Raw genomic sequence first — 19640 nt, 5'->3', positions numbered from 1 at the left:
ATGAAAGCCGCGATGAACAACTTCTCCTTCGATCATTTGCCCGTGGATCCCTTGCCCGCCGTGCTGGCCGGCATGCCCAAAGCCGAGCTGCACATCCACATCGAGGGCTCGCTCGAGCCCGAACTCATCTTCTCGCTGGCGCAGCGCAACGGCATCGCCATTCCCTATACGAGCGTGGAAGAGTTGCGCAAGGCTTACGCCTTCAGCAACCTGCAGAGTTTTCTGGACATCTACTACGCGGGCGCGAGCGTGCTGATCCGCGAACAGGACTTCTACGACATGGCCTGGGCCTACCTGCTCAAGGCGAAGGCCGACAACGTGCTCCATACCGAAATCTTCTTCGACCCGCAGACACACACCGCGCGCGGTGTGAGCATGGAGAAGGTGGTGAAAGGCCTGCATCGCGCCTGCGCCGACGCCCGGACACAGCTGGGCGTGAGCGCGACGCTCATCCTCTGTTTCCTGCGGCATCTGAGCGAGAAAGACGCGCTCGAAACGCTGGAGCAGGCGATGCCGTACCGCGACCTGTTCATCGGCGTGGGGCTCGATTCGAGCGAGGTGGGCCACCCGCCGGAAAAATTCGCGCGCGTGTTTGCGCGATGCCGCGAACTCGGCCTGCACATCGTCGCGCATGCGGGCGAAGAAGGGCCGCCGGCGTATGTTTGGAGTGCACTGGATGTGCTGCATGCCGAGCGCATCGACCATGGCGTGCAGTCGGTGAAAGATGCAGCGCTGATGGCCCGACTCGCGAAGGACCGCATCCCGCTGACCGTGTGCCCGCTCTCCAACCTCAAGCTCTGCGTGTTCCCCACGCTTGCGCAGCACAACCTGGGCGCGCTGCTCGACGCCGGCCTGGTGGCGACCGTGAACTCCGACGACCCGGCCTACTTCGGCGGCTATGTCAACGACAACTACCTTCAGACCTTCGCCGCGACGCGCCTGACCGCGCAGCACGCCTACACGCTGGCGCGCAACAGCTTCGAAGCGAGCTTCGCCGATGCTTCTCAGAAGCGCCGCTTCATCGACGCGGTGGACGCGTACTTCGACGCCATCTGAGGGCTCCGCCGCCATCTGAGACAATGGCGGCCCTGCGAGTCGCAGCCACCGGGCGGCTCGCATCCTTCTGTTCAACGCCGGGGCCATGTAGAGGACCACCATGTACAAAAACCTCGCAGCCGCTGTCGCGGCCGCCAGTTTTTTCTTTTCTTTCTCCAGTCTTTCCATTGCACAGACCGCCAGGGCTCCCGAGCCATTGAAGGTCGGCTTTGTCTACGTCGCGCCCTTGGGCGACATGGGCTGGGTCCGCCAGCATGAGGAAGGCCGCCAGACCGTGCAGGCGACGCTCGGCGACAGGGTGAAGACCACCTTCGTCGAGAACGTGCCCGAAGGCGCCGATGCCGAACGCGTCATCCGCGACCTCGCGCAGCAGGGCCACAAGCTCATCTTCACGCCGAGCTTCGGCTACATGGAGCCGACGCTCAAAGTGGCGAAGGACTTCCCGGACGTGAAGTTCGAATCCATCACCGGCTACAAGACCGCTCCCAACGTGGCGGCCGCCAACGCGCGTTACTACGAAGGCCGGTACCTCGCCGGGGTCGCTGCGGGCCGCATGACGCAAAGCAATGTCGCCGGTTATGTCGCGGGCTTTCCGATTCCCGAAGTGCTGCAAGGCATCAATGCGTTCACGCTGGGCATGCGCTCGGTGAATCCGAAGGCGACGACGAAGGTGATCTGGCTCAACGCCTGGTTCGACCCGCCGCGCGAGCGCGATGCCGCGATGACGCTGTTCAACCAGGACGTGGACGTGGTGGCCTTCCATACCGGTTCCACCGCCGTCATGGCCGCTGCGCAGGAGCGTGGCAAGATGGCTGTGGCCTATCACTCCGACATGCGCAAGGTCGCGCCGGACGCGCAGATCGCCGCCGTCACGCACCAGTGGGGCGAGTACTACACGCAGCGCACCCGCGCCGCGCTGGACGGCAGCTGGAAGAGCGGCAGCGTCTGGGGTGGTGTGAAGGAAGGAATGATCCGCGTCGGCGCTTTCGGGCCGAAGGTGCCGAAGAATGTGCAGGACGAAGTGCTGGCGCGACAGGCCGACATCGCCGCAGGCAGGCTGTCCCCCTTCCGGGCTGTTGCAGATGCCGTGCGCGACAACGAGGGCAAGGAAGTCATCCCACGCGGCCAGGCGCTGACGGACGAGCAGATCCTCAACATGAACTGGCTGGTCGAGGGCGTGCAGGGCAAGGTCCGCTAGGTCAGCGTCAGGCCGGCGCATCGCTGCCGGATACACCTTATCCGGCACGGCATATGCAAGTGAACACCTGCCCACGCTAAGCTGCTCCACCATGAAAGCCTACCGCGCCTCCATTCTCCGTTTCGACGATGCCGGAAACGCCGTCTTCGACGAAGACGGCTACCTGTTGACCGGGCCGGACGCGAAGGGCCAACCCGTGGTGCGGGACGTGGGCGCGTGGACCTCGTTCGCCAGCCTGTATCCGGGCGTCTCGGTGGCGCACCTGCCGGGCCGCATCATCGCGCCGGGCTTCGTCGACCTGCACATCCACTATCCGCAGACCGACGTGATCGGCGCGCCGTCAGCCGGGCTGCTGCCCTGGCTGGAGGACTACACCTTCCCCCACGAAAGCCGCTTTGCCGACGAGGACTACGCGCGCGCTGTAGCCGAGGTGTTCCTCGACGAACTGCTGCGCAACGGCGTCACCACGGCGCTGACGTTCTCCACCTCGCATCCGCAATCGGTGGATGCGTTCTTCGGCGCTTCGCAGGCACGCGGCCTGCGCATGATCACCGGCAAATGCCTGCAGGACCGCCACAGCCCCGACGGCGTGCGCGACCAGACCGAGCAGAGCCTGATCGACACCGAGAACCTCATCAACAAGTGGCACAACAACGGACGCCTGGGCTACGCCATCACGCCGCGCTTCGCGCCCAGTTGCACCGACGCGCAGCTGGCGGGTGCGGGCGAACTGGCCGTGCGTTACCGCGACGTCTGGATCCAGTCGCACGTGGCCGAGAACCTGGACGAAGTGAAGTGGGTGCGCGAGCTGTTTCCCAAGTCGCGCAGCTACCTTGCGGTGTACGACGACTTCGGGCTCATGCGCGAGCGGTCCATCTACGCGCATTGCATCCACTTCGACGATGACGACCGAGCGCTCATGCGCCGCACCGGCGCCGCCGCCGCCGTCAGCCCGACCAGCAACCTGTTCCTGGGCAGCGGCTTCTTCGACTACGAAGGCGCGCAGCGCATCGGCTACCACTACGGCCTCGCCAGCGACGTGGGCGGCGGCACCAGCTTCAGCCCGTTCCACACCATGCTCGCCGCCTACTACGTGGGCCGTGAAGGCCAGACAAAGCCCGGCCTCTCCCTGTCGCCCCAGAACCTGTGGTGGCAGCACACCGGCGGGGCCGCCAAGGCTCTGGGCCTGGCAGGCGTCATCGGCAACCTGCAGCGCGGCTGCGAGGCCGACTTCATCGTGCTGAACCCGAAGGCCACGCCGATGCTCGCCCGCAAGACCTCGGTTGCGCGCAATCTGGACGAGTTGCTTTTCGCGATGATCGTGCTGGGCGACGACCGGCTGGTGGAGCGGACGGTGATTGCGGGGCAGGGCGGTTGACCGGGCTGCGCCTCCTACAATCCCCAGATTCCGAGGGATTCCCAGCATGACCATCAAGAGCGACAAGTGGATCCGCCGCATGGCGGAGCAGCATGGAATGATCGAGCCGTTCGAGCCTGGTCAGGTACGGCAGGCAGACGGCAAGAAGATCATCAGCTACGGTACCAGCAGCTATGGCTACGACATCCGTTGCGCACCCGAATTCAAGGTGTTCACCAACATCCACAGCACGGTGGTGGACCCGAAGAACTTCGACGAGAAAAGCTTTGTCGACTTTCACGGTGACTATTGCATCATCCCGCCCAACAGCTTCGCGCTGGCGCGCACGGTGGAGTATTTCCGCATCCCGCGCAACGTGTTGACCATCTGCCTGGGCAAGAGCACCTATGCCCGCTGCGGGATCATCGTGAACGTCACGCCGTTCGAGCCCGAGTGGGAAGGTTATGTGACGCTGGAGTTCTCCAACACCACGCCGCTGCCCGCCAAGATCTACGCGGGCGAAGGTTGCGCGCAGGTGCTGTTCTTCGAGAGCGACGAGGTCTGCGAGGTCAGTTACAAGGACCGCGGCGGAAAATATCAGGGCCAGCACGGCGTGACGCTGCCCAAGGCGTGAGGAACCGGCCGCCGCGCCGCTGACAGCGGCGTCTGTTACAGGCCGTCGCAGTTGTCCTACACGGCCTTCAGCCGCCAGCCATATCGGCTGTCATGGCGGCTACCTAGCATGGAGCCATCTTCAAGCGAGGCCACCATGTTCACCTGGATCAAGTCACTGCTCAGCGATGTTTCCGCCGGCACCCTGCTGGTTCTGGCCGCTACGACGCTGGTTGTTTCCCTGATGGTTGCGCTCGGCCAGATCGCATCGCTCCAGCCGGACGCGAACGTGCTGACCGTGGCTTCCGAAGACTCGGTCAAGACGCCGATGCAGGCGCAGACCGGCGGGACGCATGAGCCGGCGCACCCGATCCGCAGTTCCGTGAGTGTGATGGTCCCGGTCAACGCCATTCGATGACAAGGAGTACGCCATGCTTCGATCCTCCCTTTCGACATCCCCCGCCCAAGCCCCTTCGCATGCAGTCTTCCAGAGCGTTCCGCTCTGGCGGCCCGCTGACAACCAGGGCCACTACTGGCCGTGCGACCTGCTGCGTGCTTTCACCATGCAGATGGCGACACATGGCAAGTGCGTGAGTGCCGACATGATGCTGGGCGACACGCATTACGCCCTCGAACAGCTGTCGCTCGCGCACAGCAGCGGGGACGAGCGCCTGCGGAGCCTCGCGGTGCAGCTCTTCGGATTCTTCGACGCCGCGCAGGCTGCCGTTTCAGGCGGCGATGCCCGCGCCGGCGTTCATCACTGAGAGAGGTGACGCCATGTGGATCGATCGCGTCGAGAACCGTGTGAACGACTGGCTCGGGAAATTGCCCCATCAGCCTGCACTGATCGCAGGCGGTGTGCTGCTGATCGTCGTACTGCTGGTCACGTTCGGGGCCGTTGCCCAGAGCCAGGTCAGGAAGTCCGACGAGCGTACGGCGGGAATCGGCGCGCTCCGTATGCAACTCGTGCGTTGCAACGACATGAGCACGGCCTTCGAGTCGGACCGCTGTCGCAACAGGGTGCTGGCAGCGCACGTACCCCAGGACAAGGTGCCGCGCAGCAAAGGCCCGGGTTGGCCCGATGCGGGCACGGCTCCCCTGCAGACGGGGGCATTCCAGCCGGCCGACGAAACGTTCGTGCCGGTGAAGCTGCCTGTGACGCTAGTGCGTGGCTCCGGCACCTAGGGCTTGATCGCCCGACGTCTGGCGCAACGCTGCGCGCACGGCGATCGCCAGGCCCTCCGTGATCACCGCGAGCGGCAAGCTGGGCACACCTTGCTCCGGCAGCCACGGCACATGCACGAAACCGCCACGCACCTTGCGCATGCCGCGTTGCGTGGCCAGCAGATGCATCAATCCGAAAAACACATGGTTGCAGACGAATGTGCCCGCTGTCTGGGACACCTCGCCCGGAATGCCGGCGCGCTGCAACGCGGCATGCATGGCCTTGATGGGCAGTGTCGAGAAATACGCCGCCGGCGCACCCGGCACCACGGGCGCGTCGATCGGCTGGCGGGCAGCGTTGTCGGGAATGCGTGCATCGTCGACATTGATGGCAACGCGCTCCATGGACAACGCGGTGCGTCCGCCGGCCTGCCCCACGCAGATGACCAGTGCGGGCCTGTGCTCGCGCAGCAACGCGCGCAGGGCGATCAGTGAATCGCCGAACACGGTCGGCAATCGGGCCGCGATAATCCTGTGCCCGAGGATGCGTCGGCCATGGAGCGCCTGGACGGCCAGCCAGCTCGGGTTGACAGCGTCGCCGCCGAACGGGTCGAAACCGGTCAGCAAGACCGCGGGCAGCGTAGGGCGCGGTGTGGCTTTGAGGCGGGGCATGCGCGCACTTTAGCGCAGCATGGCCCCAGGCGACGACCTGTAGAACCCGTATCAGGCCCGTATCATTCCCGGCCATGAATCTCCGATTTCTCGAGGCCTTCTACTGGGTCGCCACGCTGGGCAGTGTGACGCGTGCGGCCGAGAAGCTGACGCTCACGCAGGCGGGTGTGTCCAGCCGAATTGCGTCCCTCGAGCAGGAGATGAAGACGCAACTCTTCGACAGGCACGACCGCCGGCTGACCATTTCGCCGGCGGGGCAGCGCCTCCTGCCGCACGCCAAGCGCATGCTCAACATGGAGCGGGACATCCGGCGTGACCTCGATGTTGCCGATCCTGGACTGCCTGTGCTGCGACTCGGTTCCATCGAAACCGTCACGCACACCTGGTTGCTGCCGTTGTTGGGTGCCCTCCAGGTCGATCTGGCCGACACCGAACTCGAACTGACGATTGAAAACACGCCGCTGCTGGAACAGCTTTTCCGCCGCGGCATTCTGGACATCGCAATTCTTGCGTCGCCGGCCGGAGGGGACGGCATCCGCTACCGCGCATTGCCTCCGCTCGAGATGGTGTTTGTGCAGCGGCGTGACGACGCACGGGGCGACGCCGTCGCCGTGCCGTTGCCCGAACTCGCGGAGCGGCAGATACTGACTTTCCAGCGCGGCTCACCCACACAGGGCGCGATGATGGATTTGTTCGGCACAGCAGGGGTGACGCCGCACCATGTCCATGGCATCTCATCGCTTTCCGCCATGTTGCGCCTGGTCGAAAGCGGGTTCGGCACCGCCACCTTGCCACGCGACATGGTGGAGCCCTTGCTCGCCTCACGGCGACTCCAGTTGATCGAGACGCCCCAACCCTTGCCCTCGCTGCCACTGTTCGTCATCTACCGGGACGATCCTTCATCCGTGGCGATCGCTTCCGTGGTGGAGAGCATCGTCGCCATCGCGAACGACCACAACACCAACGAGCCGGGCTGACGGGTTCCGGCACGCAGCGTCTTTTTTGGGGCGTTGCATCTACCGCCTGAATCTGCTTTGGTGCATGCGGCACACTTGATAAATTTTTCTTTTCATGGAATCCAATATTTACTTGTGAACGTGTCATTGAGAAAAGTGAATTTCAAAAAAACATGATTTAAATCATGTAGTTAATGGAACATTGATTTTTCTTTGAATCAGTTATTTTTCTTGTGAGAATCTGGCCTGCAATTTGCAATCCACGAAGACAGTCCTTCCGACGTTTCCACTTCAGGAGTCTTCGCCATGCAATTCCATCCGTTCAATTCCGGTGTCTCGTTCGCGCGTACCTTGCTGTGCGCTGCGCTGGTCGCAACAGCCTGCGGTGCCGCGCAGGCACAAAGCTTTCCGGCCGGCCCCAAGGTTTCCATCACGGCCATCACGCAGGTTGCGCCTACCATTCCGCAATACACGCGTGTCGATCAGCCCTTGCTGCGCGACGGCCTCAAGCAACAGAGCGCCGGACGTGTCGAAGTGACGCTGGCCACGTGGCCCGAGCGCAACGTCAACGGCCCTGAAGTTCTGCGGCTGGTGCGCGCCGGGCAGGTCGAAATCGCCGCAGCGGCGCTCACCGTGGTGTCGGGCGATGTTCCCATCCTCGACGGTGGCGACATCGCTGGCATGAACCTCACGATCGAGCAGGCGCGCAAGGTGTCCAATGCCATCAAGCCGATTGCCAACCGCGACCTCGAAAAGCTCGGCATCAAGATCCTCGCGCTCTATCCCTTCTCCGGGCAGATGCTCTTCTGCAACAAGCCGGTCGCGTCGCTGGCCGACCTCAAGGGCCTCAAGGTGCGCGGCAATGGCCCGTCTGCGGCAGACATGATCAAGGCACTGGGAGGCCAGCCTGTGTCGGTGGCATTCGGTGAGGTGTATGCCGCGCTCGAGCGCGGGACCGTCGACTGCGCCATGACCGGGTCAGGCAGCGGCAACGGCGTGAAGTGGAACGAAGTGTCCACGCACCTGCTGACGCAATCGGTGTCGTGGTCCACCGCCGGCTACTTCGTCAATCTGGCCTGGTGGAACAAGCAGGCGCCGGAAGTGAAGGCGCTGCTGGAGAAGACATTCGCCGAAATCGAGGAGCGTCAATGGCAGCTCGGCGCAATGGCCACGCAGGACGGCATCGACTGCAACATCGGAAAAGCCGAGGGCTGCAAGCTGCATACGCTCGGCCGCAAGCCGATGGTCGAAGTGAAGAGCGGTCCGGAAGTGGTGCCCGCCATCCGCAAGGCCGTGTCCGAAGAGGTGCTGCCGGGCTGGATCAAGCGCTGTGGTCCGCAATGTGCGCAGGTCTACACGGAAACGATCGCGCCGATCACCGGCATTCCGTATGTCCAGCGCTGAAGCGACAGGCCTCCTGAGCCGCGGCGTCTCCGCGTTCGGCAAATGGGGCCTCGCGCTGGCGGGCATCGGCTACCTGCTGATGACCGCCATCATCCTGTTCGATATCGTCGCTCGGCGGATGTTGGGCTTTTCCACCGCAGCGACCGCCGAGCTCACCGGCTACCTGCTGGCCATCGGCATGACGCTGGGTCTGGCCGGCACCCTGGAAGCGCGCGCGCATGTGCGCATCGATGTACTCGTCCAGAAGCTGCCGCTGGGCTGGCGCGTGGGTTTGCATCTGGTGGCGCTTGCCGCTTTGCTGATCACCGCCGGCTTCATGGCCTACGGTGCCGTGATGCTCACCTGGGAGTCGTGGGAACTGCATGCCACCGACCTGTCGGGCCTGCGCACGCCGCTTGTCATTCCCCAAGGCATCTGGACGCTGGGCTTCCTGTTGTTCGTGCTCATGGGCGTTGCGCTGCTGTGCCGGTCGTTGCGCTGGCTGTGGCGCGACCGTCTGCCTGAAATCGACCGCGCGCTGCTGTCGCGCAGCGACGAAGACGAGGCCCGTGAAACCGTCGAAGCCGCAGGCCTCAAGGACACGCGCGGCGAGCGCGAAGGTGGAGCCGGCCGGTGATCGCCATCGTCTTCATTGCCCTGCTGGGTGTCGTCATCGGCATCGCCAGCTTGCTGGGTGTGACGCTGCCGGATACCTCTGGCGCGCCATGGTGGGCTTTGGCCGTCATCCTCGGTGCGTTCGTTGCGTTTTTCGCAAGCGGCATCTACATCGGGGCCGCGCTGTCCGCGCTGGCCCTGCTGGCGGGCTTCTTCATGTCGGAGCGGCCGTTCTGGAATTTCATCGGCCAAATGATCTGGGGGCCGAGCACCAGCTTCGTGCTGGTGGCAGTGCCGCTTTTTCTGCTCATGGGCGAAATCATGTTGCGCGCCGGCCTTTCCGAGCGGCTGTATCGCGGACTCAATGTCTGGGTGCGCGGCCTGCCGGGTGGATTGCTGCACACCAACATCCTGTCGTGCAGCCTGTTCTCGGCGATCGCCGGTTCCAGCGTCGCAACCGCAGCCACGATGGGTTCCGTCGCCATGCCCTATTTCGAGAAATCGAAGTATCCGCCGCGACTGGTCCTCGGGTCCCTTGCGGCCGGTGGCGCACTGGGCAATCTCATTCCGCCTGGCCTGTCGTTCATCGTTTACGGGCTCATCACGGAAACCTCGGTGGGCGCGCTCTACCTTGCGGCTGTCGGGCCCAGCCTTCTGGTGGTCGCGTTGTTCACGCTGGTCATCTGCTTCTATGGTGTGCGCTACAAGCTCGGCGGCGGCGGTGCGCGCTGGCAACCGGGCGAGCGGCTGCACAGTCTGCTCGACTTGTTGCCCACGCTGCTGCTCATCGGACTGGTGCTGGGCACCATCTACGCAGGCTTTGCCACGCCGACCGAATCGGCGGCGCTGGGCGTGGCGGGCGCGATCGTGCTCGCGCTGGTCGAGCGACGCCTCAGCTGGCGACTGATCTACGACTCGATGATTTCGACCGCGCGCACCACGTCGATGATCGGGCTCATCCTCTTCGGTGCCTACTTCCTCAACTACATCCTGTCGTCGCTGGGCATTCCGCAGATGCTGGCGCAGTTCATGGGCGGACTTCCCTTTCCCGACTGGGGCGTGATGCTGCTCATCATCGGCTTCTACCTGGCGCTGGGCACGTTCATGGAAGGCACGTCGATGGTGATTACCACGGTGCCGCTCCTGTTTCCCGTGGTCAAGGCGCTGGGCTACGACCCGGTCTGGTTCGGCGTGGTCATCACGATGCTGGTCGAGATCGCGATGATCAGCCCGCCCGACGGCACCGTGCTCTACGTCCTGCAGGGCATGCGCCGCCAGCCCGGCCCGATCACCGACGTGTTCGCCGGCGTCATGCCGTTCATGGCGGTCTACATCGTCGCCGTACTGATCCTGATGCTGGTGCCCGGCATCGCGCTGTGGCTGCCAGGCGTGCTCATGTAGCGGATGGAAGTAAACCTCATGACGACCACCATGCCGCGCGACTTCATCGGCTATGCCGATCACGCCCCACATCCACGCTGGCCCGGCGACGCGCGAATCGCGATCAATTTCGCGCTCAACATCGAAGAGGGCGCCGAGTATTCGCCGCTGGATGGCGACCCGCTGACCGACACCGCGCTCACCGAAGGCGTCGGCATGGACACGGGCATCCGGGGCCGCGACCTCAGTGCCGAATCGATGTACGAATACGGCAGCCGTGTCGGCGTATGGCGCCTGATGCGCCTGTTCGGTGAACGCAACATGCCGGTGACTGCATTCGCCTGTGCCCAGGCACTGGAACGCAACCCGCCGCTTGTCAGGGCACTGCGTGCCGCGGGCCACGACATCTGCTGCCACGGTTGGCGCTGGGAGAAGCCCTGGCTGCTCGATGAAGCCACCGAGGCCGACCACATCTCGCGGGCGCAGGAGTCCATCGAACGCCTGCTCGGTGAAAAGATCACCGGGTGGTGCAGCCGCTACGGCCCTGGCATGAACACGCGCAGGCTGGTGGCGCAGGCCGGAATTCCCTACGACTCCGACAGCAGCAATGACGAGTTGCCTTACTGGACACGGGTCGAAGGCCGCCCGCATCTCGTGGTGCCCTACAGCCTGGTCACCAACGACTGCAAGCTGGTGCCCGGTGGCCTGCCTTCATCGGACGACTTCTTCATGCTGCTGCGCGATGCATTCGACCAGTTGTACGAAGAGGGCGCCGATGCGCCGCGCATGATGACCGTGGGTGTTCATCCGCGCATGGCTGGGCATCCGGGCCGCGCACGCGGTCTGGCCAGGTTTCTGGACCATGTCCTTGCGCACGAACGTGTCTGGGTCTGCCGTCGTGTCGAGATCGCGCGGCACTGGATCGCGCACTTTCCGCCGGACGGCAGCGAGGTGGCCGCTTGATCGCGTTGACACGACCGGCCATCCTGGAGTTCGGAGGGCCGTCGTCCGGCCACCCCTTTGCGTTGCCCTGTGCGGCATTGGTCGTCTTCGTTCCGGCCATCGCCTCCGGGTCTTCGAACGACGCATGGCCGGAGCCGTTGCGTGCCATGGACGACATGCTCGGCGGGCAGCTCGCCATGCTGGCGGGAGATGGCGAGTTCACGGGGCAGCCGGGCGAGGTCACGCTGCTCCACACGAGGAATGCCACCGGAGCGCGACGCATTGCGTTCGCCGGTGTGGGCGACCCGCAGACGGCCGACGCAGACCGGTTCCGCCGTGCGGCGGCCGTGGCGACGCGGCGCCTGCGGGCTGCTTCAGTGCATGAGTTCAGCGTTCTGCTGCCTCATGACGGCAGCCTGGCGCAGGCGATCGCCGAAGGCCTGCTGCTGGCCGACTATCGCTTCACCCACTATCTCGCGGACAAGGGCAAGGCAAGTCGCATAACGCTGGTTGTCGCCCCAGCATCCGCTACGTCGCAGCAGGACTCGTTGCAAGCCGTGGAGGCGGGCATTGCCCGGGGACGGGCTGTCGGCGAGGCCACGGTCTTCGCGCGCGATCTCTGCAATCATCCGGGCAATGTGCTGACGCCCCGTGTCTTCGCCGACGTGGCTATCGAGCTTGCCCGTGAGCACGGCATGCGTGTTGAGGTGTTCGACGAAGAGGCCTTGTCCGGCATGAACATGGGTGGGCTCATCGGCGTGGCGGCTGGCAGTCGTGAGCCGCCGCGCCTGGTCGTGCTGGAGTATTCGCCCGGGGATTGCAAGTCCGAGCCGCCGGTCGTGCTGGTCGGCAAGACCGTCACATTCGACAGCGGTGGAATCTCGCTGAAGGCCCATCTCGACATGGACCACATGAAAGCCGACATGACCGGCGGGGCCGCTGTTCTCGGTGCATTGCGTGCGGCTGCACGGCTGGGCCTGCAGCAACGCATCGTCGGCATCTTCGCGGTGGTCGAGAACATGCCAGGTGGCGGCGCCACGCGTCCCGGTGACATCCTGCACATGGCTTCGGGGACGACGGTCGAGGTGCTCAACACCGATGCAGAGGGCCGCCTGATACTGGCCGATGCGCTGCATCACGCACGCAGCTACGGGCCGCAATGCGTGATCGACGTCGCGACGCTCACGGGTGCCAGTGCGATGGTGTTCGGGCCTGTGTTCACGGGCATGTTCTCCACCTCACAAACACATGCGCAAGCGATGCAGGTCGCCGGGCAGTTCTGTGGTGAACCGGTCTGGCCGATGCCGCTGGCGGCAGAGTACCGTGACATGCTCAAGGGCACGGTGGCCGATTTGCGCAACATCGCCGGGCCGCTCGGGGCGATGCCGATCGCGGCGGCATTCCTGCAGCACTTCACCGACGGCCTGCCCTGGCTGCACCTGGACATCTACAACACCTGCTGGAACACGACGGATCACCCGCTGCTTCCCGTCGGCCCCACAGGCAGCGGCACGCGGCTGCTCACCCAGTTCCTCATCGACCATGCGCGCCGCCCTGCGGCCAGCGCGTCCTGACCTCCATCGACTTCCAGAAAGAAAGGGAAAGTACAACCATGCCCAAGACCATCGTCCATTCACCCCTCGTCGCCAAGCCGGTCAACCCCCATTCACAAGCCACGATGGCTGGCAACCACTTCTACACCGCCACTGTCGCGACCGACGTGAACGGCAAGCCTGTCGGCATCGGCGACATCCGGGCGCAGACACGCCAGGCGTTGCAGAACCTCAGCCACCTGCTGGCCGCCGCTGGCGGCTCACTCGACGATGTCGCGCGCGTGATGATCTACCTGACCGACATGCGGCATTTCGCCGGCATGAACGAGGTCTACGCCGAGTTCTTCAAGGGCGACAGCCTCCCTTCGCGCGCCACGGTCACCGGCTCGATGGGCATGCCCGAACTCCTGGTCGAGTTCGACGTCATCGCCTACATCGAGAGGTGAACATGCCGGCCGACCTGCATCACTGGCCTGTACGCGTGATGTCGCGCGAGCTGGCGCAAGGTCGGCTGACGGCGAGTGCGTTGCTCGCCCACTGCCGGGAGCGGATCGAACAGATCAATCCGGCGCTCAATGCCTTCATCGCGCTCGACCCGACCGCGAAACGGGCTGCCGATGAGAGCGATGCGCGCCTTCGGGCCGGCAAGCCCCGCAGCCCGCTCGAAGGCATTCCTGTCGCAGTGAAAGACAACCTGCTGATGCGCGGACTGCCCGCCAGCTGGGGGTCGCGGCTGTTCGCGGATCGCATGGTCGAAGACGATGAACTGCCCGTCGCACGCCTGCGTGCTGCCGGCGCTGTGCTCGTGGGCAAGACCAACGTGCCGGAGTTCTCGTTACAGGGCTATACCGGCAATCCGGTCTTCGGCGTCACCCGGAATCCGTGGGACGTCAGCAAGACGCCGGGCGGATCGAGCGGCGGCGCTGCAGCCGCACTCGCCGCCGGTCTCGTGCCCCTGGCGTTGTGCACCGATGGCGGGGGGTCGATCCGGCGGCCCGCAGCGCACACAGGCCTGGTTGGCTTGAAGCCTTCGATCGGTCGCGTGCCACGTCACGGTGGCTTTCCGGCATTGCTGTCGGATTGTGAGGTCGTCGGCCCCATGGCCCGCACGACGGACGACATACGCCTGATGCTCGACTGCCTGGCCGGCCCGAGCCGCGCTGACTTGCGGTCGCGCGCGATGCCTCTGCTGCATCCTCCACTGTCGCGCAGCGGCTTGCGTGTGCTCTACGTCGACGCGATGGGCGAGAACCCCGTTGACCCCGAAATCCGGGCGCGATGCGCAAAGGCGGCAGAGCGGATCTGCGCGATGGGACACGAGGTCACAAATGGCAAGCTGCCTTTCGCCGTCGACGACGTGCTCGCCGCCTGGTCGCAACTGGGGGGCATGGGGCTTGCGATGCTGGCGCGCGTCGAACCGGGGTTCGCGCGTCTCGCGTCGCCATCGTTCGTGGCCATGGCCGATGCTGGTGCGGGGGCGCCTGCGTCGCGCGCCATCGAGATCATGGACTCGCTGCAACGCTTCCGTGCCGAAGTCGGGCGGGTGTTTGCCACCGTCGATGTGATTGCAATGCCCTGTACCGCTGCCCAGCCATGGGCTGCGGACGTCGAGTATCCCGCCGTCATCGATGGGCGGTCGGCCGCCTCTCGCGGTCATGCGATTTTCACAGGATGGGTCAATGCCTGCGGGCACCCTGCGATCAGCGTTCCCGTCGAACCCGATTCCCGCGGAATGCCGATCGGTTTGCAACTGGTCGGCGACTTCGGTGCGGAAAGCCTGCTGCTGGACCTTGCGGCACAGTTCGAGGCCGACCAGCCGTGGGCCGCGCGTTGGCCCGCCATGGACTGACACACCCGGTTGCGGGATTCCGGGCTTTCTGCCTTGACAATCGGCATGCCCCCGTGGGGCTGCAACAGTTGCGGGGTACAGGAGGACACCATGAAATGGGAAGGCAATCGTCAATCGGACAACGTGGAAGACCGGCGTGGATCGGGCGGTTTCGGAGGCGGGGGATTCCCGATCGGCGGGCGCAGCATCGGCATCGGCACCATCGTGGTGGCGCTGCTGGGCGGCTGGATTTTCGGCATCAATCCCCTCACCATCCTGAGCCTGCTGAGCGGCGGCGGCGCGCCGATGGTGCAGCAGGCGCCGGCGCAACGGCCCCCGGCGGACGACCAGATGGCGAAGTTCGTTTCCACAGTGCTGGCCGACACCGAAGATGTCTGGAAGGCCAAGTTCACGACGGGGGGTGGCAGCTACCGCGAACCGACGCTTGTGCTGTTCCGTGGCGCCACGTCGACCGCTTGCGGGCAGGGGCAGGCGGCCATGGGGCCGTTTTACTGTCCGGCGGACCAGAAGGTGTACATCGACCTCGGTTTCTACGAGACGCTGAAGAACCAGCTGGGTGCGCCCGGTGAGTTCGCGCAGGCTTACGTGATCGCACACGAAGTGGGTCATCACGTGCAGAACCTGCTGGGCATTTCGGAGCAGGTGAGCCAGATGCGCGGGCGCGTGAGCCAGTCGCAGTACAACGCGATGAGCGTGCGGCTCGAGCTGCAGGCCGACTGCTTTGCCGGCGTATGGGCGCACGACGCGCAGAACGCGCGTCAGATCCTGGAGCAGGGTGATGTGGAGGCGGCGATGAACGCCGCCGCGAAGATCGGCGACGACGCGCTGCAGCGCTCCTCGGGCCGTGCGGTGGTGCCCGAGAGCTTCACCCACGGCACCAGTGAGCAACGTCAGCGCTGGTTCAATACGGGGCTGAAGACGGGCAGCGTCAAGGCCTGCGACACGTTCAGCGCCAAGGCACTTTGAATCAGATCACCTTGAAGTGGTGCGTGCCGTCGCGGCGCAGTTGCTCGACCAGGCCGAATTCCCAGTCCAGATAGGCCTGCATCGCGGCATGGGCGTTGTCGGTGCCTTCGTACGGGCGGCGATAGCGGTCGGTGCGTGGGTTGGCCAGCCGCGATTCGCCGCGCTCCACCGGCAGGTTGGTGGCGAACCACGACGCGTTGCCGCCTTCCAGCACCCACACGTTGGCCTTGCGGCCCAGGATGGACAGCGCGTCGCTCAGGTCGGCGGCGGCGAAACGGGCCAGCTCTTCCGTATCGGCGGTGAGCACATAGCGCTCGGCTTCGGGCAACTCGTTCTCGAGCGCCTGCCGCAGTTGGACGCGGATGGCGTACCACGCGCCCAGGATGTGCCGGCGCATGTACTGCATGCCCGGGCCGACATCCAGCACCTGCGTCTCGCCGTCGGCGTAGGCCAGCCAGGACTGGAGCTGCTGCGGGTTGACCAGGGTCGCCCTGGGTACGTCGGGCTGGCGCGTCTGCGGGTTGCCGCGTTCGGTCAGTGTGGCGGCATCTTGCGGCTCGAGCACATAGACCTCCCAGCCCATCTGGGCGAGCCAGGAGGCCGTCATGTCGGCGCGCACGCCGTCGTCGTCGGCCAGCACCATGCGGGCACCACGCACCGGCACGGTGTGGTCGGTTTCCTGCACCAGCTGGCCGCCGGGTGCGCTGGCGAAGCGGGGCAGGTGGCCGGCGGCGTATTCCTCTGGCGTGCGCACGTCCAGCCGGTAGAGCGTACGGCCCGGTACGTCCAGCGCGTCCACCTGTTCCAGCGGGATGCGCGTCACGCCGGCGCGTTCCGCTACGGCGCGGGCATCGGCGCGGGCCAGCTCGCGGGTGGCCTCGTCCACATCGCCGAAGCGGCGGCTCGCGCCTTGCTCCAGTGTCTGGCCGGCCAGCGTCCAGCCGATGGTGCCGTTGCGCAGCGCCGCTACCGGGTTGGGAATGCCGGCGTTCACCAGCGACTGCGTGCCGATGATGCTGCGCGTGCGCCCGGCGCAGTTGACGATGATGCGGGTGGCCGGGTCAGGTGCGAGCGCACGGGCGCGCAGCACCAGTTCGGCGCCCGGCACGCTGATGCTGCCGGGGATGTTCATGGTCTGGTATTCGTCGAAGCGGCGTGCGTCCAGCACCACCACATCGGCCTGGTTGTCGAGCAAGGCCTGCACTTCTTCGGCCGGCAGCGACGGCGTGTGGCGCTCCGCCTCCACCAGTTCGCCGAAGGATTTGCTGGGCACATTCACGTCGCGGAACAGTTCACCGCCCGCGCGGCGCCAGCCCTCCAGCCCGCCCTCCAGCGCATGGGCCTGCGTGTAGCCGAGCGCGCGCAGCCTTGCCAGGGCCAGCGGCGCGAGATCCTCCCCGTCGAATTCGCCATAGACCGCGATCAACGTATCGCGCCGGGGGATACGCCGCCAGATGTCCAGTTCCAGCCGGGAGAGCGGAAAATTGGCGGCCCACAAGGGGTGTTCCTGTGCAAAAGGGTCTTCCTCACGGACGTCGACCAAGGCAATTTCCTGGCGAGCCAGCAGGGCCTGCCGCACGGCTTCGAAAGAGAGCGTCATCGGCCGATGTTACGTCGGTAGAAGGGTTTTCCCGCCCGGGGTGCGACAATACGGGTCTTCATGAGTTCCTCCTTCTCCAATCTTTCCCTGGCTGAGCCGCTCGCGCGCGCCGTGGCCGAAATGGGCTACGAGTCCATGACGCCCATCCAGGCGCAGGCCATTCCCGTCGTGCTGACCGGCAAGGACGTCATGGGCGCGGCCCAGACGGGCACCGGCAAGACCGCCGCTTTTTCGCTGCCCCTGCTGCAGCGCCTGCTCAAGCACGAAAACAGTTCCACCTCGCCCGCCCGCCATCCGGTGCGCGCCCTGGTGCTGCTGCCCACGCGCGAACTGGCCGACCAGGTGGCCCAGCAAGTCAAGCTATATGCCAAGTACACCCAGTTGCGCAGCACGGTGGTGTTCGGCGGCATCGACATGAAACCGCAGACGCTGGAGTTGAAAAAAGGCGTCGAGGTGCTGGTGGCCACACCGGGCCGGCTGCTGGACCATATCGAAGCCAAGAATGCCGTGCTCAACCAGGTCGAGTATGTGGTGCTCGACGAGGCCGACCGCATGCTGGACATCGGCTTCCTGCCCGACCTGCAGCGCATCCTGAGCTACCTGCCCAAGCAGCGCACCACGCTGCTGTTCTCGGCCACCTTCTCGCCCGAAATCAAGCGGCTGGCCAACAGTTACCTGAACGACCCGGTCACCATCGAAGTCGCGCGACCGAACCAGACTGCGTCCACCGTCGAACAACGCTTCTACAGTGTGGCCGACGACGACAAGCGCCGTGCGCTCAAGCAGATCCTTGTCAAGCGCGGCATCAAGCAGGCTTTCGTGTTCGTCAACAGCAAGCTGGGCTGCGCACGTCTGGCGCGCTCGCTGGAGCGCGAGGGCCTCAAGACGTCCGCGCTCCACGGCGACAAGAGCCAGGACGAGCGCCTGAAAGCGCTCGCGGCGTTCAAGGCAGGCGAAGTCGATCTGCTGGTGTGCACCGACGTCGCCGCGCGCGGCCTGGACATCAAGGACGTGCCGGCGGTCTTCAACTTCGACATCCCGTTCAACGCCGAAGACTATGTGCACCGCATCGGCCGCACGGGCCGCGCCGGTGCTTCCGGCCTGGCCGTGAGCTTCGTGGGTGGCAACAACGACGCGCGTCTGGTGAGCGACATCGAAAAGCTCATCAAGAACAAGATCGAGATCGAGCCTGTCGAGTTCGAGGAAGACCGTCCGCGTGGTCGCATCAACGACGGGCGTCGCGCCTGGCGCGATGCCGGCGAGACGGGCGATGCGCGCGACGAGGTGGTCCGTGAGCGCAGTGCGCCGCAACCGCAGCGCAGCTTCAGGCCTGCCGCCGCGCCGCGTGACCCGTTCTTCGACAAGCCCTACGAACCGTCTGCCGCGCCTGCGGAGCCGCCGGCCTGGGAATCCACGGGCAAGACGCCCCAACGCAGCAGCATTTCGCCCAACATCAAGTCCAGGCGCAAGGTGGCGGCGCTGTTCAAGCCCGAGCAGCTTTAACCCGGCACCGCGCACTGCGCGCACGGCACGGCGATGATCTCGCGTTGCTGCGCATCTGCCCCCAGCCGCGCCGCGCTCAGGGCGCCGCCCCACACGCACCCCGTGTCCAGCGACAGGAGATTGGACCGCAATACCAGGCCCAGCGTGGACCAATGGCCGAATGCCACTGTCACGTCCTGCGTCCTGCGCGTCGGGACGTCGTACCAGGCCAGGTAGCCGTCCGGTGCCTTGGCGGCACCTTCCTTCACCGTGAATTCCATCGTGCCGTCGAGCGTGCAGAAGCGCAGCCGCGTGAAGGCGTTGACGATGACGCGCAGGCGGTCGGCTCCCGCCAGTGAATCGCTCCATGTGGCGGGTTCGTTGCCATACATGCGCGTCAGGAAGCCGCCCAGATCCGGCCCGCTGAGCACGGCCTCCACCTCGGCGGCGAGTGACATGGCCTGTGCTGCGGTCCACTGTGGCAGCACGCCGGCGTGCACCATCAGGTGACCGTGTTCCAGGATGGCCATGCGTTGGCGGCGCAGCCAGTCGAGCATGGCTTCGCGGTCAGGTGCATCCAGGATCTCGTCCAGCGTGTCCCCGCGATGGACGCGCCGCACGCCGTGGGCCACCGCAAGCAGATGCAGGTCGTGGTTGCCGAGCACGCACTGCGCCGCGCCGCCCATCTGCATGAGCCGCCGCAGCACGCCGGCCGAATCCGGCCCGCGATTCACGAGGTCGCCCAGGAAGTAAAGCGTGTCCCTGCTGGGCGAGAAGTCGATGGTGTCCAGGAGCGCCTGCAAGGGGGCATTGCAGCCCTGCAAGTCGCCGATGCAGTAAAGTGCCATGGTCGTT

General features: G+C 65.4%; 20 protein-coding genes. 17 read left to right on the top strand and 3 right to left on the bottom strand.

Translation table 11 applies throughout. The annotated features are described in order from the left end of the window. The first annotated feature begins 12 nt into the window (after nucleotides 1-12). The 7 genes from ACO2Q9_RS03425 (at nucleotide 13) to ACO2Q9_RS03395 (ending at nucleotide 5408) form a co-directional block, all read left to right on the top strand. Nucleotides 13-1056, top strand: a complete 1044-nt coding sequence (locus ACO2Q9_RS03425; RefSeq protein WP_423308320.1) for an adenosine deaminase — start codon at nucleotides 13-15, stop codon at nucleotides 1054-1056. A 100-nt stretch (nucleotides 1057-1156) separates the two neighbouring features. Beyond that, entirely contained in the window at nucleotides 1157-2254 is a 1098-nt protein-coding gene (locus tag ACO2Q9_RS03420) for a BMP family ABC transporter substrate-binding protein (protein WP_423308318.1), read from the top strand. Nucleotides 2255-2345: 91 nt separating this feature from the next. Next, the gene (gene guaD, locus ACO2Q9_RS03415) at nucleotides 2346-3632 is read left to right on the top strand and encodes a guanine deaminase (protein ID WP_423308316.1); all 1287 of its coding nucleotides are present in this window, start codon (nucleotides 2346-2348) and stop codon (nucleotides 3630-3632) included. A 46-nt stretch (nucleotides 3633-3678) separates the two neighbouring features. Further along, nucleotides 3679-4245, top strand: a complete 567-nt coding sequence (gene dcd / locus ACO2Q9_RS03410) for a dCTP deaminase (protein WP_423308314.1) — start codon at nucleotides 3679-3681, stop codon at nucleotides 4243-4245. A gap of 108 nt (nucleotides 4246-4353) precedes the next feature. Next, nucleotides 4354-4641, top strand: coding sequence for a hypothetical protein (locus ACO2Q9_RS03405; protein ID WP_423308312.1), 288 nt, complete (start codon nucleotides 4354-4356; stop codon nucleotides 4639-4641). 13 nt (nucleotides 4642-4654) lie between these two features. Next, entirely contained in the window at nucleotides 4655-4987 is a 333-nt protein-coding gene (locus ACO2Q9_RS03400) for a hypothetical protein (protein WP_423308310.1), read from the top strand. Between the two features lie 13 nt (nucleotides 4988-5000). Then, the gene (locus ACO2Q9_RS03395; RefSeq protein ID WP_423308308.1) at nucleotides 5001-5408 is read left to right on the top strand and encodes a hypothetical protein; all 408 of its coding nucleotides are present in this window, start codon (nucleotides 5001-5003) and stop codon (nucleotides 5406-5408) included. Here ACO2Q9_RS03395 and pcp read toward each other — a convergent pair. Beyond that, entirely contained in the window at nucleotides 5385-6059 is a 675-nt protein-coding gene (gene pcp, locus ACO2Q9_RS03390; RefSeq protein ID WP_423308306.1) for a pyroglutamyl-peptidase I, read from the bottom strand. The genes ACO2Q9_RS03395 and pcp overlap by 24 nt on opposite strands. Nucleotides 6060-6133: 74 nt before the next feature. Between pcp and ACO2Q9_RS03385 the strand changes: the two genes are divergently transcribed. From ACO2Q9_RS03385 to ypfJ, 9 genes are all read left to right on the top strand, one after another. Next, a complete protein-coding gene (locus tag ACO2Q9_RS03385) occupies nucleotides 6134-7036 on the top strand; it encodes a LysR family transcriptional regulator (protein ID WP_423308304.1) in 903 nt (300 codons plus the stop codon). Nucleotides 7037-7321: 285 nt separating this feature from the next. Continuing rightward, nucleotides 7322-8419, top strand: a complete 1098-nt coding sequence (locus tag ACO2Q9_RS03380) for a TRAP transporter substrate-binding protein (RefSeq protein ID WP_423308302.1) — start codon at nucleotides 7322-7324, stop codon at nucleotides 8417-8419. After that, nucleotides 8406-9035 (top strand): TRAP transporter small permease subunit, encoded by a 630-nt coding sequence (locus tag ACO2Q9_RS03375; protein WP_423308300.1) that lies wholly within the window; start codon nucleotides 8406-8408, stop codon nucleotides 9033-9035. The genes ACO2Q9_RS03380 and ACO2Q9_RS03375 overlap by 14 nt, the downstream gene beginning before the upstream one ends. Next, nucleotides 9032-10414, top strand: a complete 1383-nt coding sequence (locus ACO2Q9_RS03370; RefSeq protein ID WP_423308298.1) for a TRAP transporter large permease — start codon at nucleotides 9032-9034, stop codon at nucleotides 10412-10414. Before ACO2Q9_RS03375 ends, ACO2Q9_RS03370 begins: the two co-directional genes overlap by 4 nt. An 18-nt stretch (nucleotides 10415-10432) precedes the next feature. After that, entirely contained in the window at nucleotides 10433-11356 is a 924-nt protein-coding gene (locus ACO2Q9_RS03365; protein WP_423308296.1) for a polysaccharide deacetylase family protein, read from the top strand. Further along, the gene (locus ACO2Q9_RS03360; RefSeq protein ID WP_423308294.1) at nucleotides 11353-12909 is read left to right on the top strand and encodes a leucyl aminopeptidase; all 1557 of its coding nucleotides are present in this window, start codon (nucleotides 11353-11355) and stop codon (nucleotides 12907-12909) included. The genes ACO2Q9_RS03365 and ACO2Q9_RS03360 overlap by 4 nt, the downstream gene beginning before the upstream one ends. Before the next feature lie 38 nt (nucleotides 12910-12947). Beyond that, entirely contained in the window at nucleotides 12948-13334 is a 387-nt protein-coding gene (locus ACO2Q9_RS03355; RefSeq protein WP_423308292.1) for a RidA family protein, read from the top strand. A 2-nt stretch (nucleotides 13335-13336) separates the two neighbouring features. Continuing rightward, nucleotides 13337-14737: an amidase gene (locus tag ACO2Q9_RS03350; RefSeq protein WP_423308290.1), complete on the top strand. Its 1401-nt coding sequence runs from the start codon at nucleotides 13337-13339 to the stop codon at nucleotides 14735-14737. Nucleotides 14738-14827: 90 nt separating this feature from the next. Continuing rightward, nucleotides 14828-15703, top strand: coding sequence for a KPN_02809 family neutral zinc metallopeptidase (gene ypfJ, locus ACO2Q9_RS03345; RefSeq protein ID WP_423308288.1), 876 nt, complete (start codon nucleotides 14828-14830; stop codon nucleotides 15701-15703). A gap of 1 nt (nucleotide 15704) precedes the next feature. Here the strand turns inward: ypfJ and ACO2Q9_RS03340 are convergent, their stop codons facing one another. Then, nucleotides 15705-17303 carry a rhodanese-related sulfurtransferase gene (locus tag ACO2Q9_RS03340; protein ID WP_423308286.1) on the bottom strand — a complete coding sequence of 533 codons (1599 nt, stop codon included), beginning with the start codon at nucleotides 17301-17303 and terminating at the stop codon, nucleotides 15705-15707. Nucleotides 17304-17363: 60 nt separating this feature from the next. Between ACO2Q9_RS03340 and ACO2Q9_RS03335 the strand changes: the two genes are divergently transcribed. Continuing rightward, on the top strand, nucleotides 17364-18806 hold the full coding sequence (locus ACO2Q9_RS03335) for a DEAD/DEAH box helicase (RefSeq protein WP_423308284.1): 1443 nt from the start codon (nucleotides 17364-17366) through the stop codon (nucleotides 18804-18806). On the opposite strand, the gene ACO2Q9_RS03330 is transcribed toward ACO2Q9_RS03335, so the two are convergent. Beyond that, complete coding sequence (locus tag ACO2Q9_RS03330; protein ID WP_423308282.1) at nucleotides 18803-19633, bottom strand: symmetrical bis(5'-nucleosyl)-tetraphosphatase; 831 nt, start codon at nucleotides 19631-19633, stop codon at nucleotides 18803-18805. The two genes, ACO2Q9_RS03335 and ACO2Q9_RS03330, sit on opposite strands and share 4 nt — an antisense overlap. Nucleotides 19634-19640 lie beyond the last annotated feature (7 nt).

The sequence above is a fragment of the Variovorax sp. VNK109 genome (assembly GCF_049445855.1).
Classification (GTDB): domain Bacteria; phylum Pseudomonadota; class Gammaproteobacteria; order Burkholderiales; family Burkholderiaceae_C; genus JAGOCV01.
The sequence above is the reverse complement of the archived record's forward strand: the minus strand, read 5'-3'. Positions and strand labels throughout refer to the sequence as shown.